Origin of the sequence: Streptomyces diacarni (assembly GCF_003323715.1) — a bacterium.
GTDB lineage: Bacteria > Actinomycetota > Actinomycetes > Streptomycetales > Streptomycetaceae > Streptomyces > Streptomyces diacarni.
In genome coordinates, this window is record NZ_QOIN01000048.1 from 628,851 (window position 1) to 644,769 (window position 15,919).

Sequence of the window (15,919 nt, forward strand, 5' to 3'; positions counted from 1 at the left end):
CGGTACCGGAACCTTCCCGCCCCCTTCGGTGCGGTGGGCGCGACATCCCCGTACCAACCTCGGTAGGGTCCGGACGCGTGCACCTCAAGAGCCTGACACTGCGGGGATTCAAGTCCTTCGCCTCCGCCACGACGCTGCGCTTCGAGCCCGGCATCACCTGCGTCGTCGGCCCCAACGGCTCCGGCAAGTCCAATGTCGTCGACGCCCTCTCGTGGGTGATGGGCGAACAGGGCGCCAAGTCGCTGCGCGGCGGCAAGATGGAGGACGTCATCTTCGCCGGGACCACGGGGCGCCCGCCGCTGGGCCGGGCCGAGGTCTCGCTGACGATCGACAACGCCGACGGCGCGCTGCCCATCGAGTACGCCGAGGTCACCATCACGCGGATCATGTTCCGCAACGGCGGCAGCGAGTACCAGATCAACGGCGACACCTGCCGGCTGCTCGACATCCAGGAGCTGCTCTCCGACTCCGGCATCGGCCGCGAGATGCACGTCATCGTCGGCCAGGGCCAGCTCGACGGCGTCCTGCACGCCGATCCGACGGGGCGCCGCGCCTTCATCGAGGAGGCGGCCGGAGTCCTCAAGCACCGCAAGCGCAAGGAGAAGGCGCTGCGGAAACTGGACGCCATGCAGGCCAACCTGGCCCGCGTCCAGGACCTCACCGACGAGCTGCGCCGCCAGCTCAAGCCACTCGGCCGCCAGGCCGCCGCCGCCCGCAAGGCGCAGGTCATCCAGGCCGAGTTGCGGGACGCCCGGCTCCGCCTGCTGGCCGACGATCTCGTCTCGCTGCGGGAGGCGCTGCGCACCGAGGTCGCCGACGAGGCGGAGCTCAAGCAGCGCAAACAGGCCGCGGAGGCCGAGCTGAAGGAGGCCCTGCGCCGGGAGGCCGACCTCGAACAGCAGGTCCGCACCCTGACGCCTCGCCTGGAGCGCGCCCAGCAGACCTGGTACGCACTCTCCCAGCTGGCCGAACGTGTGCGCGGCACCATCGGTCTGGCCGACCAGCGCGTCCAGCACGCGGCCTCCCCTCAGCCCGAGGAGCGCAGGGGGCGCGACCCGGAGGAGATGGAGCGCGAGGCGGCCCGTGTCCGCGAGCAGGAGGCGGAGCTGGAGGCCGCGCTGGAGGCGGCGACGACGGCGCTGGACGAGACCGTCGCCCACCGCGCCGAGCTGGAACGGCGGCTGGCCGACGAGGAGCGCCGGCTGCGTGACGAGGCCCGGGCACTGGCCGACCGGCGCGAAGGACTCGAACGCCTGCGCGGCAAGACGAGCACGGCGCGCAGCCGTGTGGCCTCCGCGCAGGCCGAGATCGACCGCCTCGCCACCTCCAGGGACGAGGCACTGCGGCGCGCCGAGGCGGCCCAGCAGGAGTACGAGGCACTGCGCGGCGAGGTGGCCGGGCTCGACCAGGGCGACGAGGAACTGGCCGAACGCCATGAGCAGGCCAAGCGCGAACTGGCCGAGGCGGAGACCTCCTTCAACGCCGCACGGGACGCACTGAACGAGACCGAGCGTGAACGTGCCGCAGTGTCCGCGCGCCACGACACCCTGGCCCTCAACCTGCGCCGCAAGGACGGTACGGCCGCGCTGCTCGCCGCCAAGGACCGCCTCACAGGGCTGCTCGGCCCGGCGGCCGAACTGCTGACCGTGACCCCGGGCCACGAGCTGCCCATAGCGGCGGCGTTGGGTTCGGCCGCCGACGCGGTCGCGGTGACGGACGTGCGGACGGCGGCCGAGGCGCTGCGACTGCTGCGCAAGGAGGACGGCGGCCGCGCCTCCCTGATCGTGGCCAACGCGGAGTGCGAGCGGGCGGACGGACCAACGCCCCCGCCCGGCGACGGCACCGTGCCTTCTCCCTCTCCCTCTCCCTCTCCCTCTCCCTCGCTTTCGCCGCCGTCCGGCACCGGGGCCGTGCCCTCCCGCTCCACCGCCGCGACAGCGCTGGTGGCCGCGCCGGAACAACTCCTCCCCGCCGTCGAACACCTGCTCGCTCGCACCGTCGTCGTCGACACCCTGGAGACGGCCGAGGAGGTCGTCAGGGCGCACCCCCGCCTCACGGCGGTCACCGCGGAAGGCGACATCCTGTCCGCGCACCACGCCGGCGGCGGCTCGGAGGGTGCCCCCTCCCAGCTGGAGGCGCAGGCGGCGGTGGACGAGGCGGCGTCCCGCCTCACCGAGCTGGAGACCCGCTGCGAGCGCCTCAAGCTGGAGCAGGCCGAGGCCAAGGAAGCCCGCCGCACCAGGGCCGCGGCCCTCGACGACCTCGCGGCCCGCAGGTCCTCCGCGGAGCGCGAGAAGTCCCGGGTCGCCGGGCGGGTGGGCACCCTGTCGGGACAGGCGCGCGCCGCACAGGGCGAGGCGGAGCGGGCCGAGGCGGCGGTCGCCAAGGCCGAGGAGGCCCTGACGCGGGCCGGGCAGGAGGCCGAGGAGCTGGCCGCACGGCTCGCTGTCGCCGAGGAGGCCCACGAGGCCGAGGCCTCGGACGATCCGGACACCTCCATGCGGGACCGGCTCGCGGCCGACGGCGCCAACGCGCGTCAGACGGAGATGGAGGCCCGGCTCCAGGTCCGCACGCACGAGGAGCGGGTCAAGGGGCTCGCGGGGCGCGCGGACTCCCTCGACCGGGGCGCCCGCGCCGAGCGCGAGGCCAGAGCGCGTGCGCGGGAGCGCAGGGAGCGGCTGCGCCACGAGGCCGAGGTGGCCGAGGCCGTCGCCGACGGGGCCCGGCAGCTGCTCGCGCACGTCGAGGCTTCGCTGGAGCGGGCGCGCGAGGAACGGGAGGCCGTCGAGCGGGCCAAGGCCGAGCGCGAGCAGGCGCTGGGCGAGGAGCGCAGTCAGGGCCGCGGGCTCAAGGACGAGCTGGACAAGCTGACCGACTCGGTGCACAAGGGCGAGGTTCTCGGCGCCGAGAAGCGCATGCGCATCGAGCAGTTGGAGAAGAAGGCCCTGGAGGAACTGGGCGTCGAGCCGGAGGGGCTGGTACGGGACTACGGCCCCGATCAGCTGGTCCCGCCCACTTCACCCGCCGAAGCCACCGAAGCCGCCGAAGCAGCCGGAACCACCGATGCCACCGAGGACGGTGGGGCCGCCGGGAACAGCGGGACTGCCGAGGACGGCGGGACTACCGAGGACGGCGGGCCCGTCGCCGAGGACGGGGCCCTCAAGGCCGCCGGTCCCGCGCGGCGCCAGGCGGCGCGGGGCGGGGAGCCGGTGCCGTTCGTCCGTGCGGAGCAGGAGAAGCGGCTCAAGGCGGCCGAGCGGGCATACCAGAAACTCGGCAAGATCAATCCGCTGGCGCTGGAGGAGTTCGCCGCGCTGGAGGAGCGGCACCAGTTCCTGAGCGCGCAGCTGGAGGATCTGAAGAAGACGCGCGCCGATCTGCTGCAGGTCGTCAAGGAGGTGGACGAACGCGTCGAGCAGGTCTTCACGGAGGCGTACCACGACACCGCTCGCGAGTTCGAGGGCGTCTTCTCGCGGCTGTTCCCCGGCGGCGAGGGGCGGCTGGTGCTCACCGACCCCGACGACATGCTGGCCACCGGCGTCGACGTGGAGGCCAGGCCGCCGGGCAAGAAGGTCAAGCGGCTGTCGCTGCTGTCGGGCGGTGAGCGGTCGCTGACGGCGGTCGCGCTGCTGGTGTCGATCTTCAAGGCGCGGCCGAGCCCCTTCTACGTCATGGACGAGGTCGAGGCGGCGCTCGACGACACCAACCTCCAGCGGCTCATCCGGATCATGGAGGAGCTCAAGGACAGCTCCCAGCTGATCGTGATCACCCATCAGAAGCGCACGATGGAGGTCGCCGACGCGCTCTACGGCGTCTCCATGCAGGGCGACGGCGTCTCGAAGGTCATCAGCCAGCGCCTCAGTTGAGACGACACCCTCCTTCGGTAAGCCTTCTTGCTTCACAAGCCGAACACTGCTTCCCCTCTGCTGTGCGTAGAGTCGCAGAAGCTGACCTATTGACTTCATGAATTGAAGATTTACAGTCTTGAGGTGCCCCGTGAGCTCGAAGGCGGCGAGGCATGCCACGCGCCCGTCTTCGACCTTTGGACGGATGCGTCCCCTCCCGGCACCGTGGCCGGGGTACCTCAGGAGAACAACGTGACCAGCACACCGCAGGCAGCGCCGCAGACGCGGCCCGGCTCCGGGGAGCACACGGCCCCGCTCGGCCGTGTCGTCTTCATCACCGCGGCGGCCGCCATGGGCGGCTTCCTCTTCGGCTACGACAGCTCAGTGATCAACGGAGCCGTGGAGGCGGTCAGGGACCGTTTCGACGTCGGTTCAGCGCTGCTGGCACAGGTCATCGCGGCGGCCCTGATCGGCAGCGCCATCGGCGCCGCCATAGCCGGGCGCATAGCCGACCGGATCGGCCGCATACCCGTCATGCGGGTGGCCGCCGTCCTATTCACCGTCAGCGCCGTCGGCTCGGCCCTCCCGTTCGCGCTGTGGGACCTGGCACTGTGGCGCGTGCTGGGCGGCATCGCCATCGGCATGGCGTCCGTCATCGGCCCCGCCTACATCGCGGAGGTCTCACCACCCGCCTACCGCGGCCGGCTCGCCTCCTTCCAGCAGGGCGCCATCGTGCTGGGCATCGCCCTCTCCCAGCTCGTCAACTGGGGCATCCTCACCGTCGCCGACGGAAACCAGCGCGGCACCCTGGCGGGCCTGGAGGCCTGGCAGTGGATGCTCGGCATCATGGTGATCCCCGCGCTCGGCTACTTCCTGCTCTCCTTCCGCATCCCCGAGTCCCCCCGCTTCTTGATCTCCGCGGGACGCGAGAGCGAGGCCCGCCGTGTGCTGGCCGGCGTCGAGGGCGAGCGCACCGACCTGGACCAGCGCATCGACGAGATCGAGACGGCGATGCGCAGCGAGCACCGGTCCTCCTTCCGCGACCTGCTCGGCGGCCGCTTCGGGCTGCTGCCCATCGTGTGGGTCGGCATCGGGCTGTCGGTCTTCCAGCAGCTCGTCGGCATCAACGTCGTCTTCTACTACTCCTCGACGCTGTGGCAGTCGGTGGGCATCGACCCCAGCAGCTCGTTCTTCTACTCCTTCACGACGTCCATCGTGAACATCGTCGGCACCGTCATCGCGATGGTCTTCGTCGACCGGATCGGCCGCAAACCGCTGGCGCTGATCGGTTCGGTGGGCATGACGCTCTCGCTGGCGGCGGTCGCCTGGGCGTTCTCGTACAAGACCGGCTCCGGGGACGACGTCTCGCTGCCGGACGCCCAGGGCGTCGTCGCCCTGGTCGGCGCGCACACCTTCACGCTGTTCTTCGCGCTCTCGTGGGGCGTGGTCGTCTGGGTGCTGCTCGGCGAGATCTTCCCCAACAGGATCCGCGCCGCCGCACTGGGCATCGCCGCCTCCGCCCAGTGGATCGCCAACTGGGCGATCACGGCCAGCTTCCCGAGCCTGTCGGAGTGGAACCTGTCGGTCACCTACATCGTGTACACGGTCTTCGCCCTGCTCTCCATCCCGTTCATCCTCTTGTGGGTGCGCGAGACGAAGGGCAAGGCGTTGGAGGAGATGGGCTGAGTCCCCGCCGCCCACTCCTCGTACGGCGCTGCCCCGGCCCCTCGCCAGGAGCCGGGGCAGCGGACTGTCCGGCTCCGGTGGAAGGGCGCCCGGCGGTGACCGTCCGGCTCGCCAGGCCCTACTCCTCGATCTCCGCGAGCCGGGGGATGACCTCCTCGGCCAGCAGGCGCAGCGAGCGCCTGCCCTCCTCGATCGGCATGCCCCCGCACAGCGGATGCAGCAGCAGCTGCCGGGCCCCCGCCGGCTGCCCGGCGACCAGCGCGAGGCACTGTTCCGGCGTGAGGAACCGGTAGACGCCCTCCGCGCGCAGGTCCTCCACCGTGGCCGCCCGTGCCGTCATCAGCGAGTGCACGTCCGGGGTCTGCCACGAGGCGTACCGGCGCGCTTCGTGTAGGAAGTGCCCGCCCAGCTCGGCCCAGGCACGGTCGGGGTCGTCGGTCAGATGCACGGCAGGCAGCTCGGGCGGTGGCAGCAGGCACAGCGGGGCGTTCCCGGCCTCGGCGCAGCGCTCCTCGTAGTAGCGCGCCAGCTCGGGCAGGTGTGCGGGCAGGAACAACGGCAGCCCCAGCCGGGCGGCGCGGCGCGCCGCCGGACGCGAGCTGCCGCCGACGAACAGCGGCGGGTGCGGACGGGTGTGCGGGCGCGGAGTGATCCGCACGGTGCGGTCGCGGTAGGTGAACGGCTCGCCCGTCCAGGCGGCCAGCAGTGTCTCCAGCGCCTCGTCCTGGAGCGCGCCGCGCCGCGCGAAGTCCACCCCGAGTGCCTCGTACTCCTCTTTGCGGTAGCCGATCCCCGCCACGGTGATCAGGCGCCCGCCGCTCGCCAGGTCGAGGACGGCGAGGTCCTCGGCGAGCCGCAGCGGGTCATACAGCGGCGCCAGGATCGCGCAGGCCGTCACCAGGGTGGTGCGGGTCCGCCCCAGCAGCGCGCCCGCCAGCGCGAGCGGAGCGGGGAGCCAGCCGTCGGGCGAGCCGTGGTGTTCCTCGACGATGAGAGACGTCACACCGTGCGCGTCGGCGTAGGCGGCCATCTCCAGCGCCGCTTGGTAGCGGTCGCCCAGCGGCGGTCCGGATCCCGCGTCCGAACACGCGTCGGGCTGGACGAGATTGAAGCGGATGGTGGTCGTCACGGTCACGTGGGACTCCCCGGCAGACGGCACGGTGCGTGACGGAAGGTAACCCAGCGCGCGCGAGGAGGGAATGACCGTGAAGCGTTGACGGTGGCGGATACTGGAGCCGCTATGGAAATCGTCATCCTTGTCGTAGTCATCGCTGTGGTCGCTCTCGTCGCGATCAGTGGGCTCGTGGTGACCGGCCGGCGCAAGAAGGCGGCCGAGACCGAGGAGCCCCGCACCCCCGAGAGCACGACCGAAGCGCCCACACGTACCGCCGAGCCGACGGTGGGGGAGGAGGCGGAAGCCCCGCCCGAAGGCACCCGCCGTCCCATCGAGGAGGTCGGCCTCCCCGAAGCGGAGGAGGCGGAGGCACCCGCCACCCCCGAGGCCGCCGAGGCCGCACCCGAGGTGGAGACCCCCGAGCCGACCGCGGGCCGCCTCGTGCGGCTGCGCGCCCGGCTGTCCCGCTCCCAGAACTCCCTGGGCAAGGGGCTGCTGACCCTGCTGTCCAGGGAGCACCTGGACGAGGAGACCTGGGAGGAGGTCGAGGACACCCTGCTGACCGCCGACGTCGGCGTCGGCCCCACCCAGGAGCTGGTCGAACGGCTGCGCGAGCGCGTCAAGGTGCTCGGCACCCGCACCCCCGAGGAACTGCGCACCCTGCTGCACGAGGAACTGCTCACCCTCGTCGGCCCCCACCTCGACCGCACCGTCCACACCGACACGCAGGGGGCCGTCGACCGCCCCGGCGTCGTCCTCGTCGTCGGCGTCAACGGAACGGGCAAGACCACCACCACGGGCAAGCTCGCCCGGGTGCTGGTCGCGGACGGCAAGTCCGTGGTGCTGGGCGCCGCCGACACCTTCCGCGCGGCAGCCGCCGACCAGCTGGAGACCTGGGGCACCCGGGTCGGCGCCCGTACGGTCCGCGGCCCCGAGGGCGGAGACCCGGCCTCGGTCGCCTTCGACGCCGTCAAACAGGGCACCGAGGCCGGCGCCGACGTGGTGCTGATCGACACGGCGGGTCGGCTGCACACCAAGACCGGGCTCATGGACGAGCTCGGCAAGGTCAAGCGCGTCGTGGAGAAGCAGGGCCCCGTCGACGAGGTGCTGCTGGTGCTGGACGCCACGACGGGTCAGAACGGGCTGGTGCAGGCCCGGGTCTTCGCCGAGGTCGTGGACATCACCGGCATCGTTCTGACCAAGCTGGACGGCACCGCGAAGGGCGGCATCGTCATCGCCGTGCAGCGCGAGCTGGGCGTCCCCGTCAAGCTCGTGGGGCTGGGCGAGGGCGCCGACGACCTGGCGCCGTTCGAGCCCGACGCGTTCGTCGCCGCCCTGGTCGAGGAAGCCTGAGCCGACGTCCCGGGCCTGGGCGGCGCCCGGGCCCGGGACGACGCCCCGGCCTCTGGGCCGGCCTCCTGGCTCTGCGCCGGCGCCCCGGACCTTGGTCGATGCTCTGGGCTTGGGCCGGCTGCCTGGGACGAGCCGGCTGCTCGGGGACGAGCCGGGGCGCGGTGGGCTGTGGTGACCGGCCGTCCCGCCGGGCCTCCTCCGAGAGGGCCGCTCGTCGTCCGCTGCGGTGGGGAGCGCCCCCGGAGGGGCCTTCGGCCGGCGCCGACTACCGCGCCGTGGGGCCGTCCCCGCCCGTACGCGGGCGCACGCTCGCCGAGCGATGGCAGACATACGCCAGCGTTCCCAGCAGCAGCCTGGCCTGCGGCGGACGCCCGGCCGTCTCCAGGGTGGGCGGGCGCAGCCAGCCGACCGGGCCGTGGGCGGCCAGGTCCGAGGGGGGCGCGGTGATGTGCTCCCCCTCGCCCCTGCCGCGCAGGTCGAGGTCCGCGTCGTCCCAGCCCATCCGGTAGAGCAGATCGGGCAGCTCGGCCGCCGCGCCGGGGGCGACCAGGAACCAGGCCATGCCGTGCGGCGTCACCGCCACGGGGCCCAGCGGCACCCCCATGCGCTCCAGCCGCACCAGCGCGCACCGGCCGGCGGTCAGCCCCACCTCGAGCACGTCGAAGGCGCGGCCCGTCGGCAGCAGCGTGGCGGCGCCGGGCACCTGGGACCAGGCGCGTGTGGCCTCGTCGAGGGTGGCGCCCGCCGGCACCTCCACCGTCGCGTCGAGGGGGTGGTCGCCGGGGGCCGGGCACGCGGCGGCGCCGCACGAACAGGTGACGCGGTCTCCCGACCGCGCGGCCCGGGCGCCCGGGACGACGTCCCAGCCCCACAGGCTCGTGTACTCCGCCACGGTGGTGCACGCCTGGGCGCGCTCGCGCCTGCGTGCGCCGGGCCGCAGTTCGCGGATCTCGCGGATGCCGCTGAGACCGCCGATGGCGCCGATCGTGAAGCCCATGCTCACTCCAACGGGTCCCGAATGCTGATGGTTACGAAGCGTTGCACACAGTGACGATCGGAATGCCGGAACGGGGCGGGGAGTTGGGGCCTTCTCTCCGTGGGCTGATGCCCGGTGTCAAGTCAAGCGCTTACTGACGCTGAAGGGTTCATTCGAAGGGGTGGCGAATGGTGGCGATTCTGCAATTACACTCGCCAGGCTCGTGATCGTAGGATTACTTTCGGTGCACACAGTGGAGAGAGCGCGGCAGCGGACTATGCCTGGGGCATGGCGCGGCCGAGGGTGCGGTGGGGCGCGCGGGGGAGCGCGGGCCGCCCCCGGCCGGTGTCCGTCGCCGATGCGGGATGGGGGCGTTACCAGTGGCTGAGCGAGGCCGGACGAGCAAGAGCCCGAACGAGCGCCTGGGCTCGTGGTTCGTGCGCAGTGGCTGGTCGAAAGGGGAGCTGGCGCGCCAGGTCAACCGCCGGGCACGGCAGTTGGGTGCGCACCACATCAGTACCGACACCTCGCGGGTGCGCCGCTGGCTGGACGGCGAGCAGCCCCGCGAACCCATCCCCCGCATCCTCTCGGACCTGTTCTCCGCACGCTTCGGCTGCGTCGTCGCCGTCGAGGACCTGGGCCTGCGACCCGCCCGGCGCTCCCCCGCCGCCTCCGGTATCGACCTGCCCTGGACGGGGCCCCAGACCGTCGCGATGATCAGCGACTTCACCCGCAGCGACCTGATGCTGGGCCAGCGCGGCTTCCTGGGCACCTCGCTGGCCGTCTCCGCGGGGCCCGCCCTCATCGAGCCCATGCAACGCTGGCTGGTCCCCGGACCGCAGACCGACGCGCCGGCGTTCCCTGGGCCGGTTTCCGGGCACGCCTCCGAGCAGTCCTTCGGGCAGGCCTGTGCGGACGGCCACGGGCGGCCCGGCGGCACGGCCGTTCCCGCGCCCAGGGCGGCGGCCGCGGCGCAGCGGCGTCCGCCGCGGCTCTCGGGCCCCGAGCTGGAGCTGCTGGAGCAGACGACGGAGATGTTCCGCGCCTGGGACGCCCAGTGCGGGGGAGGGCTCCGCCGCAAGGCCGTCGTCGGCCAGCTCCACGAGGTCACCGACCTCCTCCAGGAACGCCACCCCGAGCCGGTCAGGCGCCGCCTCTTCCGGGTCACGGCCGAACTGTCCGAGCTGGCGGGCTGGATGAGCTACGACGTCGGCCTCCAGCCCACCGCGCAGAAGTACTTCGTGCTCGCCCTGCACGCCGCCAAGGAGGCCGGCGACCGGCCGCTCGGCTCCTTCATCCTCAGCAAGATGGCGCGCCAGATGATCCACCTGGGCCGCCCCGAGGACGCCCTGGAGCTGACCCATCTCGCCCAGTACGGCAGCAGGGAAGGCTCCACCCCCCGCACCCAGGCCATGCTGCACGCCATGGAGGCCCGCGCCTACGCGAACATGGGCCAGCCGGGCAAGTGCAAGCGCGCCGTGCGGATGGCCGACGAGGCCTTCGCCGACATCGACCGCCGCGACGCCGACCCCGACTGGATCCGCTTCTTCTCCGAGGGCGAGCTGTGCGCGGAGAACGCGCACTCCTACCGGGACCTGGCCTACTCCTCCGGGCGCAGCCCCAGCTACGCGTCGCTGGCCCGCCCTGCGATGGAGCGTGCCGTCGCACTGTTCGCGCGCGAGGCGCGGGAGGCCGAGGGCGGGGGCCACCAGCGCTCCTACGCGCTCAACCTGATCGGGATGGCCAGCGTGCACCTTCTGCAGAACGAGCCCGAAGGGTGCGTCGCCCGCGCCAGCGAGGCCCTCGGACTGGCCAAGCGGCTGCGTTCCGAGCGGGTCAACAACCGGCTGCGGCGCACCGCCGCCGGTGCCGTCCGCGAGTTCGGCGGGATCGCGGACGTCGTACATCTGAGCGAGCGGCTGCGCGTGGAGCTGGCCGAGAACGAGGCCGTGGCCGGCTGACGAAGGCGTCGGGCTGCCGCTGGAGCCGGGGCTGACGAGGGGATCAGGCTGACGCCGGGCCCGGGCTGACGAAGGGGTGGCGCCTCGGTGCGCCCCGGCAGCGCTTCCTCGTCCGGACGTGCGCTTCATCTCCTCGTAACGCCGGCGGGCCGGTTTTCACGGTCGCGCAACACCGCGTGGCGGCGGCGGAAACCGGGCGGGGGAAATCTGGCGGACACGCCCGCCCTCCCGCGGTCTTCGGCCGGGCGGGGCCCCACGGCCCCCAGGGGCCACGACCCGAGGAGACGTTCGCATTGAACGGCGCGGATACCGCTTTCGTCCTGGTCAGCGCGTTCTTCGTGATGCTGATGACACCCGGCCTCGCCTTCTTCTACGGCGGCATGGTCCGGGTCAAGAGCGCCTTGAACATGCTGATGATGTCCTTCATCTCGCTGGCGGTCGTCAGCGTGCTGTGGGTGCTGTTCGGCTACTCGCTCACCTTCGGCCCCGACACCGGCGGCCTGATCGGCAACCTCGACCACGCCGGGCTCAGCGGGCTCTCGCCCGACTCCCTCACCGAGCAGGGCGGCATCCCCCTGCTCGCCTTCGTCCTGTTCCAGATGATGTTCGCCGTCCTCGCCCCGGCGCTGATGAGCGGCGCCCTCGCCGACCGCGTGACGTTCGGCGCCTGGGCGGTCTTCCTCACCCTGTGGGCGACGCTCGTCTACTTCCCCGTCGCACACTGGGTGTGGGCCGAGGGCGGCTGGCTCCGCGAGCTGGAGGTCATCGACTTCGCCGGGGGCACCGCCGTCCACATCAACGCGGGCATCGGCGCGCTGGCCGCCGTCCTGGTCGTCGGAGAACGCATCGGCTTCACGAAGGACCCGATGCGCCCGCACAACCTGCCGCTGGTCGTGCTGGGCGCCGCCCTGCTCTGGTTCGGCTGGTTCGGCTTCAACGCCGGCTCCGCACTCGCCGCCGACGGCACCGCCGCCACCATGGCGCTCAACACCCAGATCGCCACCGGCGCCGCCCTCGCGGGATGGCTGGCCTACGAGCGCCTGCGCCACGGAGCCTTCACCACGCTGGGCGCGGCCTCCGGGGCGATCGCCGGGCTGGTGGCGATCACCCCGGCAGGCGCCTCGGTCAACGCGATGGGCGCGCTGGTCATCGGCGCGGTGGCCGGCGTCGTCTGCTCCTGGGCGGTCGGCCTGAAGTACAAGCTCGGGTACGACGACTCGCTCGACGTCGTCGGCGTCCACCTCGTCGGCGGGCTGGTAGGCACCCTGCTGGTCGGGTTCCTCGCCGTGGACGGGGTCGGTGGACCCGCGCAGTTCGGCAAGCAGGCCCTCGGCGCCTTCTCGGTGCTGGCCTTCTCCTTCGCCGTCTCGTGGCTGCTGGCCAAACTGGTGCAGGCCACGATCGGCTTCCGTGCCGACCCCGACGACGAGACGGCCGGCGTCGACCAGGCGTTCCACGCGGAGACGGCGTACGACTTCACCGCCGTCGGCGGCTCCACGGGCCGCGACCCGGGCGGACCGCCCGCGCCGCCCGGCACGGCCGCCGCACCCGAGACCGCCCCCCGCCCCGGCCGCGCGACCAAGGTGGACGCATGAAGCTCCTCACCGCCGTGATCAAGCCCGCCCAGCTCGACGAGGTGAAGGAGGCGCTGCGCGCCTTCGGCGTCCAGGGCCTCACCGTCACCGAAACCGGAGGATACGGCCGCCAGCGAGGGCACACCGAGGTCTACCGCGGCGCCGCCTACACGGTCGACCTGGTCCCCAAGGTGCGCGTCGAGGTGCTGGCCCCGGACGAGGACGCCGGGCAGCTCGTCGACGTCGTCGTCAAGGCGGCTCACACCGGGAAGATCGGCGACGGCAAGGTCTGGGTCGTGCCCGTGGAGAACGCGGTCCGCGTCAGGACGGGCGAGCGGGGTCCGGACGCGCTGTGAGCGGTTCGGGGCGGGGTGACAGGCCCCGCAGCGGGGCACGGAAGCCTCCTGGGGTCGGTCGGCGGCAGGGGCCGGAGGCCGCCTCGCGGTGACGCCGTATCCCGTCCGATCCGGACTGGCGGGGACCCGTCGGCGGGAGGGCGGCTACCCTTGCCAGTGATTGACTCCGCCACCGACCCGAGGACCGACGAGCGCTGTGTTCGATACCCTTTCCGACCGCCTGAGTGCGACGTTCAAGAACCTCCGGGGCAAAGGGCGCCTCAGCGAGGCGGACATCGACGCCACCGCGCGTGAGATCCGCATCGCCCTGCTCGAGGCGGACGTCGCGTTGCCCGTTGTCCGCGCCTTCATCAAGCAGGTCAAGGAGCGCGCCGCGGGGGCCGAGGTCTCCCAGGCGCTGAACCCTGCCCAGCAGGTCATCAAGATCGTCAACGAGGAGCTGGTCGGCATCCTCGGCGGCGAGACGAGGCGCCTGCGGTTCGCCAAGAACCCGCCGACCGTCATCATGCTCGCCGGCCTCCAGGGCGCGGGTAAGACGACGCTGGCGGGCAAGCTGGGCCGCTGGCTCCAGCAGCAGGGGCACACGCCGGTCCTGGTCGCGGCCGACCTCCAGCGCCCCAACGCGGTCAACCAGCTCTCGGTCGTCGCCGAGCGCGCCGGGGTGGCCGTCTTCGCGCCGGAGCCGGGCAACGGGGTCGGCGATCCGGTCAAGGTCGCCCAGGACTCGATCACCTACGCGCGTGACAAGCAGCACGACGTGGTCATCGTCGACACCGCGGGACGCCTGGGCATCGACCAGGAGCTGATGCGGCAGGCCGCCGACATCCGCGACGCCGTCAGCCCCGACGAGGTCCTCTTCGTCGTCGACGCCATGATCGGCCAGGACGCGGTCACCACGGCGGAGGCCTTCCAGGAGGGCGTCGGCTTCGACGGGGTCGTGCTCTCCAAGCTGGACGGCGACGCGCGCGGTGGTGCGGCGCTCTCCGTGGCCCAGGTCACCGGCAAGCAGATCATGTTCGCCTCCAACGGCGAGAAGCTGGACGACTTCGACGCCTTCCACCCGGACCGGATGGCGTCCCGCATTCTCGGCATGGGCGACATGCTCACGCTGATCGAGAAGGCGGAGCAGACCTTCAGCCAGCAAGAGGCCGAGAAGATGGCCGCCAAGCTGGCGAAGGGGCCCAAGGAGTTCACCTTCGACGACTTCCTGGCCCAGATGGAGCAGGTCCGCAAGATGGGCTCGCTCTCCAAGCTGCTCGGCATGATGCCGGGCATGGGCCAGATGAAGGAGCAGATCAACAACCTGGACGAGCGCGAGGTCGACCGCACGGCCGCCATCATCAAGTCGATGACGCCGGCGGAGCGCGCCGAGCCCACGCTCATCAACGGCTCCCGCCGGGCCCGTATCGCCCGGGGCTCCGGGGTCGACGTCAGCGCCGTCAAGAACCTGGTCGAGCGCTTCTTCGACGCCCGCAAGATGATGTCCAAGATGGCGCAGGGCGGCGGCATGCCGGGAATGCCCGGGATGCCGGGTATGCCCGGAGCCGGAGGCGGCAAGAAGAAGGGCAAGCAGCAGAAGAAGGCCAAGGGCAAGCGCCAGTCGGGCAACCCGATGAAGCGCAAGCAGGAGGAGCAGGCAGCGGCCGCCCGCCGGGCCGAGGGCGAGCAGGGCGGTGCCTTCGGCATCCCCGGCGCGGGCCAGGACCCGGGCGACTTCGAACTCCCTCAGGAGTTCAAGGACATGCTGCCACCGAAGTGACCTCCCCTGACGCGAGCCTGCCGCGGCAAAGGCGGATGATGTCGTCCATGCGCGTATACATCCGCCCCCCGCGGCCGGCCGACGAACAGCTCTACAGCGAGGCCGTCGTGCGGTCGGCAGACCACCTCAGCCCGTGGAACCCCGTCGAGCCCGACGGCCTCCCCGACCTGCTGCGCCGTCAGGGCCCCGCGCTGCGTACGTTCCTCATCCTCGACCGCGAGGACGAGGGCCTGGTCGGCCGGGTGAACGTCGCCAACATCGTCAGGGCGCGCTTCCGCAACGGTTCCCTCGGCTATGACAGCTACCTGCCCTACGCCGGGACGGGACGGATGACCGAGGGACTGCGGCTGGTGGTCGACCGCTGCTTCCAGCCGGGACCCGACGGGCTCGGGCTGCACCGGCTGGAGATCAGCGTCCAGCCCGAGAACGAGCGGTCACTGGCGATGGCCAAGCGGCTCGGCTTCCGCCACGAGGGCTACTCGCCGCGCATGCTCTTCATCAACGACGCCTGGCGGGACCACGAGCGCTTCGCGCTGACCTCGGAGGAATGGCCGGGGCCGACCGCCTGACCCCACCGCGCCGCGCCGGACGAGGCCGCGGAGCGGTCCCTGTCTCACCCAACGGCGGAGGCAAGCAGCTGGAAGAGCCCGCCGTGGTGCGGCCCACCTCCAGCCACGAGCTGGGGCAGAACTTCTCCCGCGCCTTCGGCACCAGGTTCCTTACCCGGGAGGGCACTCGCGAGCACGCCTGGCAGACCTCCTGGGGCAGCACCACCCGCATGGTGGGCGCGATGGTGACGGCACACGGTGACGACCACGGACTCCGTCTGCCGCCCCGGCTGGCCCCCGTGCAGGTGGTGGTCCTCGCGGTCAAGGGCGAGGACGCCGTGCTGACCCGGGTGCGCACCCTGGCCGAGGAACTGGGCACCGCAGGACTTCGGGTACGGATCGACGACTTGTTGAACCAGACGCGCGAGCGGCGCGTACAGCACACAGAAAACGTCCGTACCATCGGCGAGGCCGTGGAAGCCGCCGCGACCGGAGGGTGGGCACGCCTGCCGTGGTGGTCCGCGCTCGGTCCCCAGGGCGGGACGGCGCCGGCCGAGCACCCGGTCACGGTGCGCTGTCTGGTCGCCGAGGACGGCTCGGTGCCGCGGAGGGAGGACGAGCCGGGCACGGTCGCGCTGGTGGCACGCGCGTACTGGCACGCGCGTACTGACACGCCCTTGGGGGCGGGCATGCCGACGTGTCCGTACTGACGTGCCCCTACCGGCGATACGTCCCGGGTTGCGGCGG

The 15,919-nt window shown here is 72.3% G+C and carries 10 protein-coding genes and 1 pseudogene; 9 read left to right on the plus strand and 2 right to left on the minus strand.

Translation table 11 applies throughout. From position 1 onward, the window contains the following. Positions 1 to 77: 77 nt before the first annotated feature. Together DTL70_RS24675 and DTL70_RS24680 are read left to right on the plus strand one after the other, a co-directional pair. A complete protein-coding gene (locus DTL70_RS24675) occupies positions 78 to 3,866 on the plus strand; it encodes an AAA family ATPase (protein WP_114024137.1) in 3,789 nt (1,262 codons plus the stop codon). A 231-nt stretch (positions 3,867 to 4,097) separates the two neighbouring features. Further along, a complete protein-coding gene (locus DTL70_RS24680; RefSeq protein WP_114024138.1) occupies positions 4,098 to 5,531 on the plus strand; it encodes a sugar porter family MFS transporter in 1,434 nt (477 codons plus the stop codon). 118 nt (positions 5,532 to 5,649) lie between these two features. Here the strand turns inward: DTL70_RS24680 and DTL70_RS24685 are convergent, their stop codons facing one another. Next, positions 5,650 to 6,666, minus strand: a complete 1,017-nt coding sequence (locus tag DTL70_RS24685) for an LLM class flavin-dependent oxidoreductase (protein WP_114024139.1) — start codon at positions 6,664 to 6,666, stop codon at positions 5,650 to 5,652. Between the two features lie 105 nt (positions 6,667 to 6,771). Between DTL70_RS24685 and ftsY the strand changes: the two genes are divergently transcribed. After that, positions 6,772 to 7,998 (plus strand): signal recognition particle-docking protein FtsY, encoded by a 1,227-nt coding sequence (gene ftsY, locus DTL70_RS24690; RefSeq protein ID WP_114024140.1) that lies wholly within the window; start codon positions 6,772 to 6,774, stop codon positions 7,996 to 7,998. Between the two features lie 265 nt (positions 7,999 to 8,263). Here the strand turns inward: ftsY and DTL70_RS24695 are convergent, their stop codons facing one another. Further along, positions 8,264 to 8,995 carry a bifunctional DNA primase/polymerase gene (locus DTL70_RS24695; RefSeq protein ID WP_114024141.1) on the minus strand — a complete coding sequence of 244 codons (732 nt, stop codon included), beginning with the start codon at positions 8,993 to 8,995 and terminating at the stop codon, positions 8,264 to 8,266. A 344-nt stretch (positions 8,996 to 9,339) separates the two neighbouring features. Between DTL70_RS24695 and DTL70_RS24700 the strand changes: the two genes are divergently transcribed. From DTL70_RS24700 to DTL70_RS24725, 6 genes and pseudogenes are all read left to right on the plus strand, one after another. After that, on the plus strand, positions 9,340 to 10,935 hold the full coding sequence (locus DTL70_RS24700; RefSeq protein ID WP_114024142.1) for an NsdA family TPR-like regulatory protein: 1,596 nt from the start codon (positions 9,340 to 9,342) through the stop codon (positions 10,933 to 10,935). A gap of 293 nt (positions 10,936 to 11,228) precedes the next feature. Then, positions 11,229 to 12,530, plus strand: a complete 1,302-nt coding sequence (locus tag DTL70_RS24705) for an ammonium transporter (protein WP_114024143.1) — start codon at positions 11,229 to 11,231, stop codon at positions 12,528 to 12,530. Then, a complete protein-coding gene (locus DTL70_RS24710) occupies positions 12,527 to 12,865 on the plus strand; it encodes a P-II family nitrogen regulator (protein ID WP_114024144.1) in 339 nt (112 codons plus the stop codon). Before DTL70_RS24705 ends, DTL70_RS24710 begins: the two co-directional genes overlap by 4 nt. 196 nt (positions 12,866 to 13,061) lie before the next feature. Further along, entirely contained in the window at positions 13,062 to 14,624 is a 1,563-nt protein-coding gene (gene ffh / locus DTL70_RS24715; protein ID WP_114024145.1) for a signal recognition particle protein, read from the plus strand. 47 nt (positions 14,625 to 14,671) lie between these two features. After that, positions 14,672 to 15,193 (plus strand): GNAT family N-acetyltransferase, encoded by a 522-nt coding sequence (locus tag DTL70_RS24720; RefSeq protein ID WP_242754815.1) that lies wholly within the window; start codon positions 14,672 to 14,674, stop codon positions 15,191 to 15,193. Between the two features lie 53 nt (positions 15,194 to 15,246). After that, positions 15,247 to 15,882 (plus strand): annotated as a pseudogene (locus DTL70_RS24725) (hypothetical protein); the annotation flags it as partial. Positions 15,883 to 15,919 lie beyond the last annotated feature (37 nt).

Excerpts from the sequence above, each read along its gene's own strand:
- ftsY (WP_114024140.1), top strand. The coding sequence starts at position 6,772 with ATGGAAATCGTCATCCTTGTCGTAGTCATCGCTGTGGTCGCTCTCGTC.
- DTL70_RS24695 (WP_114024141.1), bottom strand. The coding sequence starts at position 8,995 with ATGGGCTTCACGATCGGCGCCATCGGCGGTCTCAGCGGCATCCGCGAG.
- DTL70_RS24700 (WP_114024142.1), top strand. The coding sequence starts at position 9,340 with ATGGGGGCGTTACCAGTGGCTGAGCGAGGCCGGACGAGCAAGAGCCCG.
- DTL70_RS24710 (WP_114024144.1), top strand. The coding sequence starts at position 12,527 with ATGAAGCTCCTCACCGCCGTGATCAAGCCCGCCCAGCTCGACGAGGTG.
- DTL70_RS24720 (WP_242754815.1), top strand. The coding sequence starts at position 14,672 with ATGCGCGTATACATCCGCCCCCCGCGGCCGGCCGACGAACAGCTCTAC.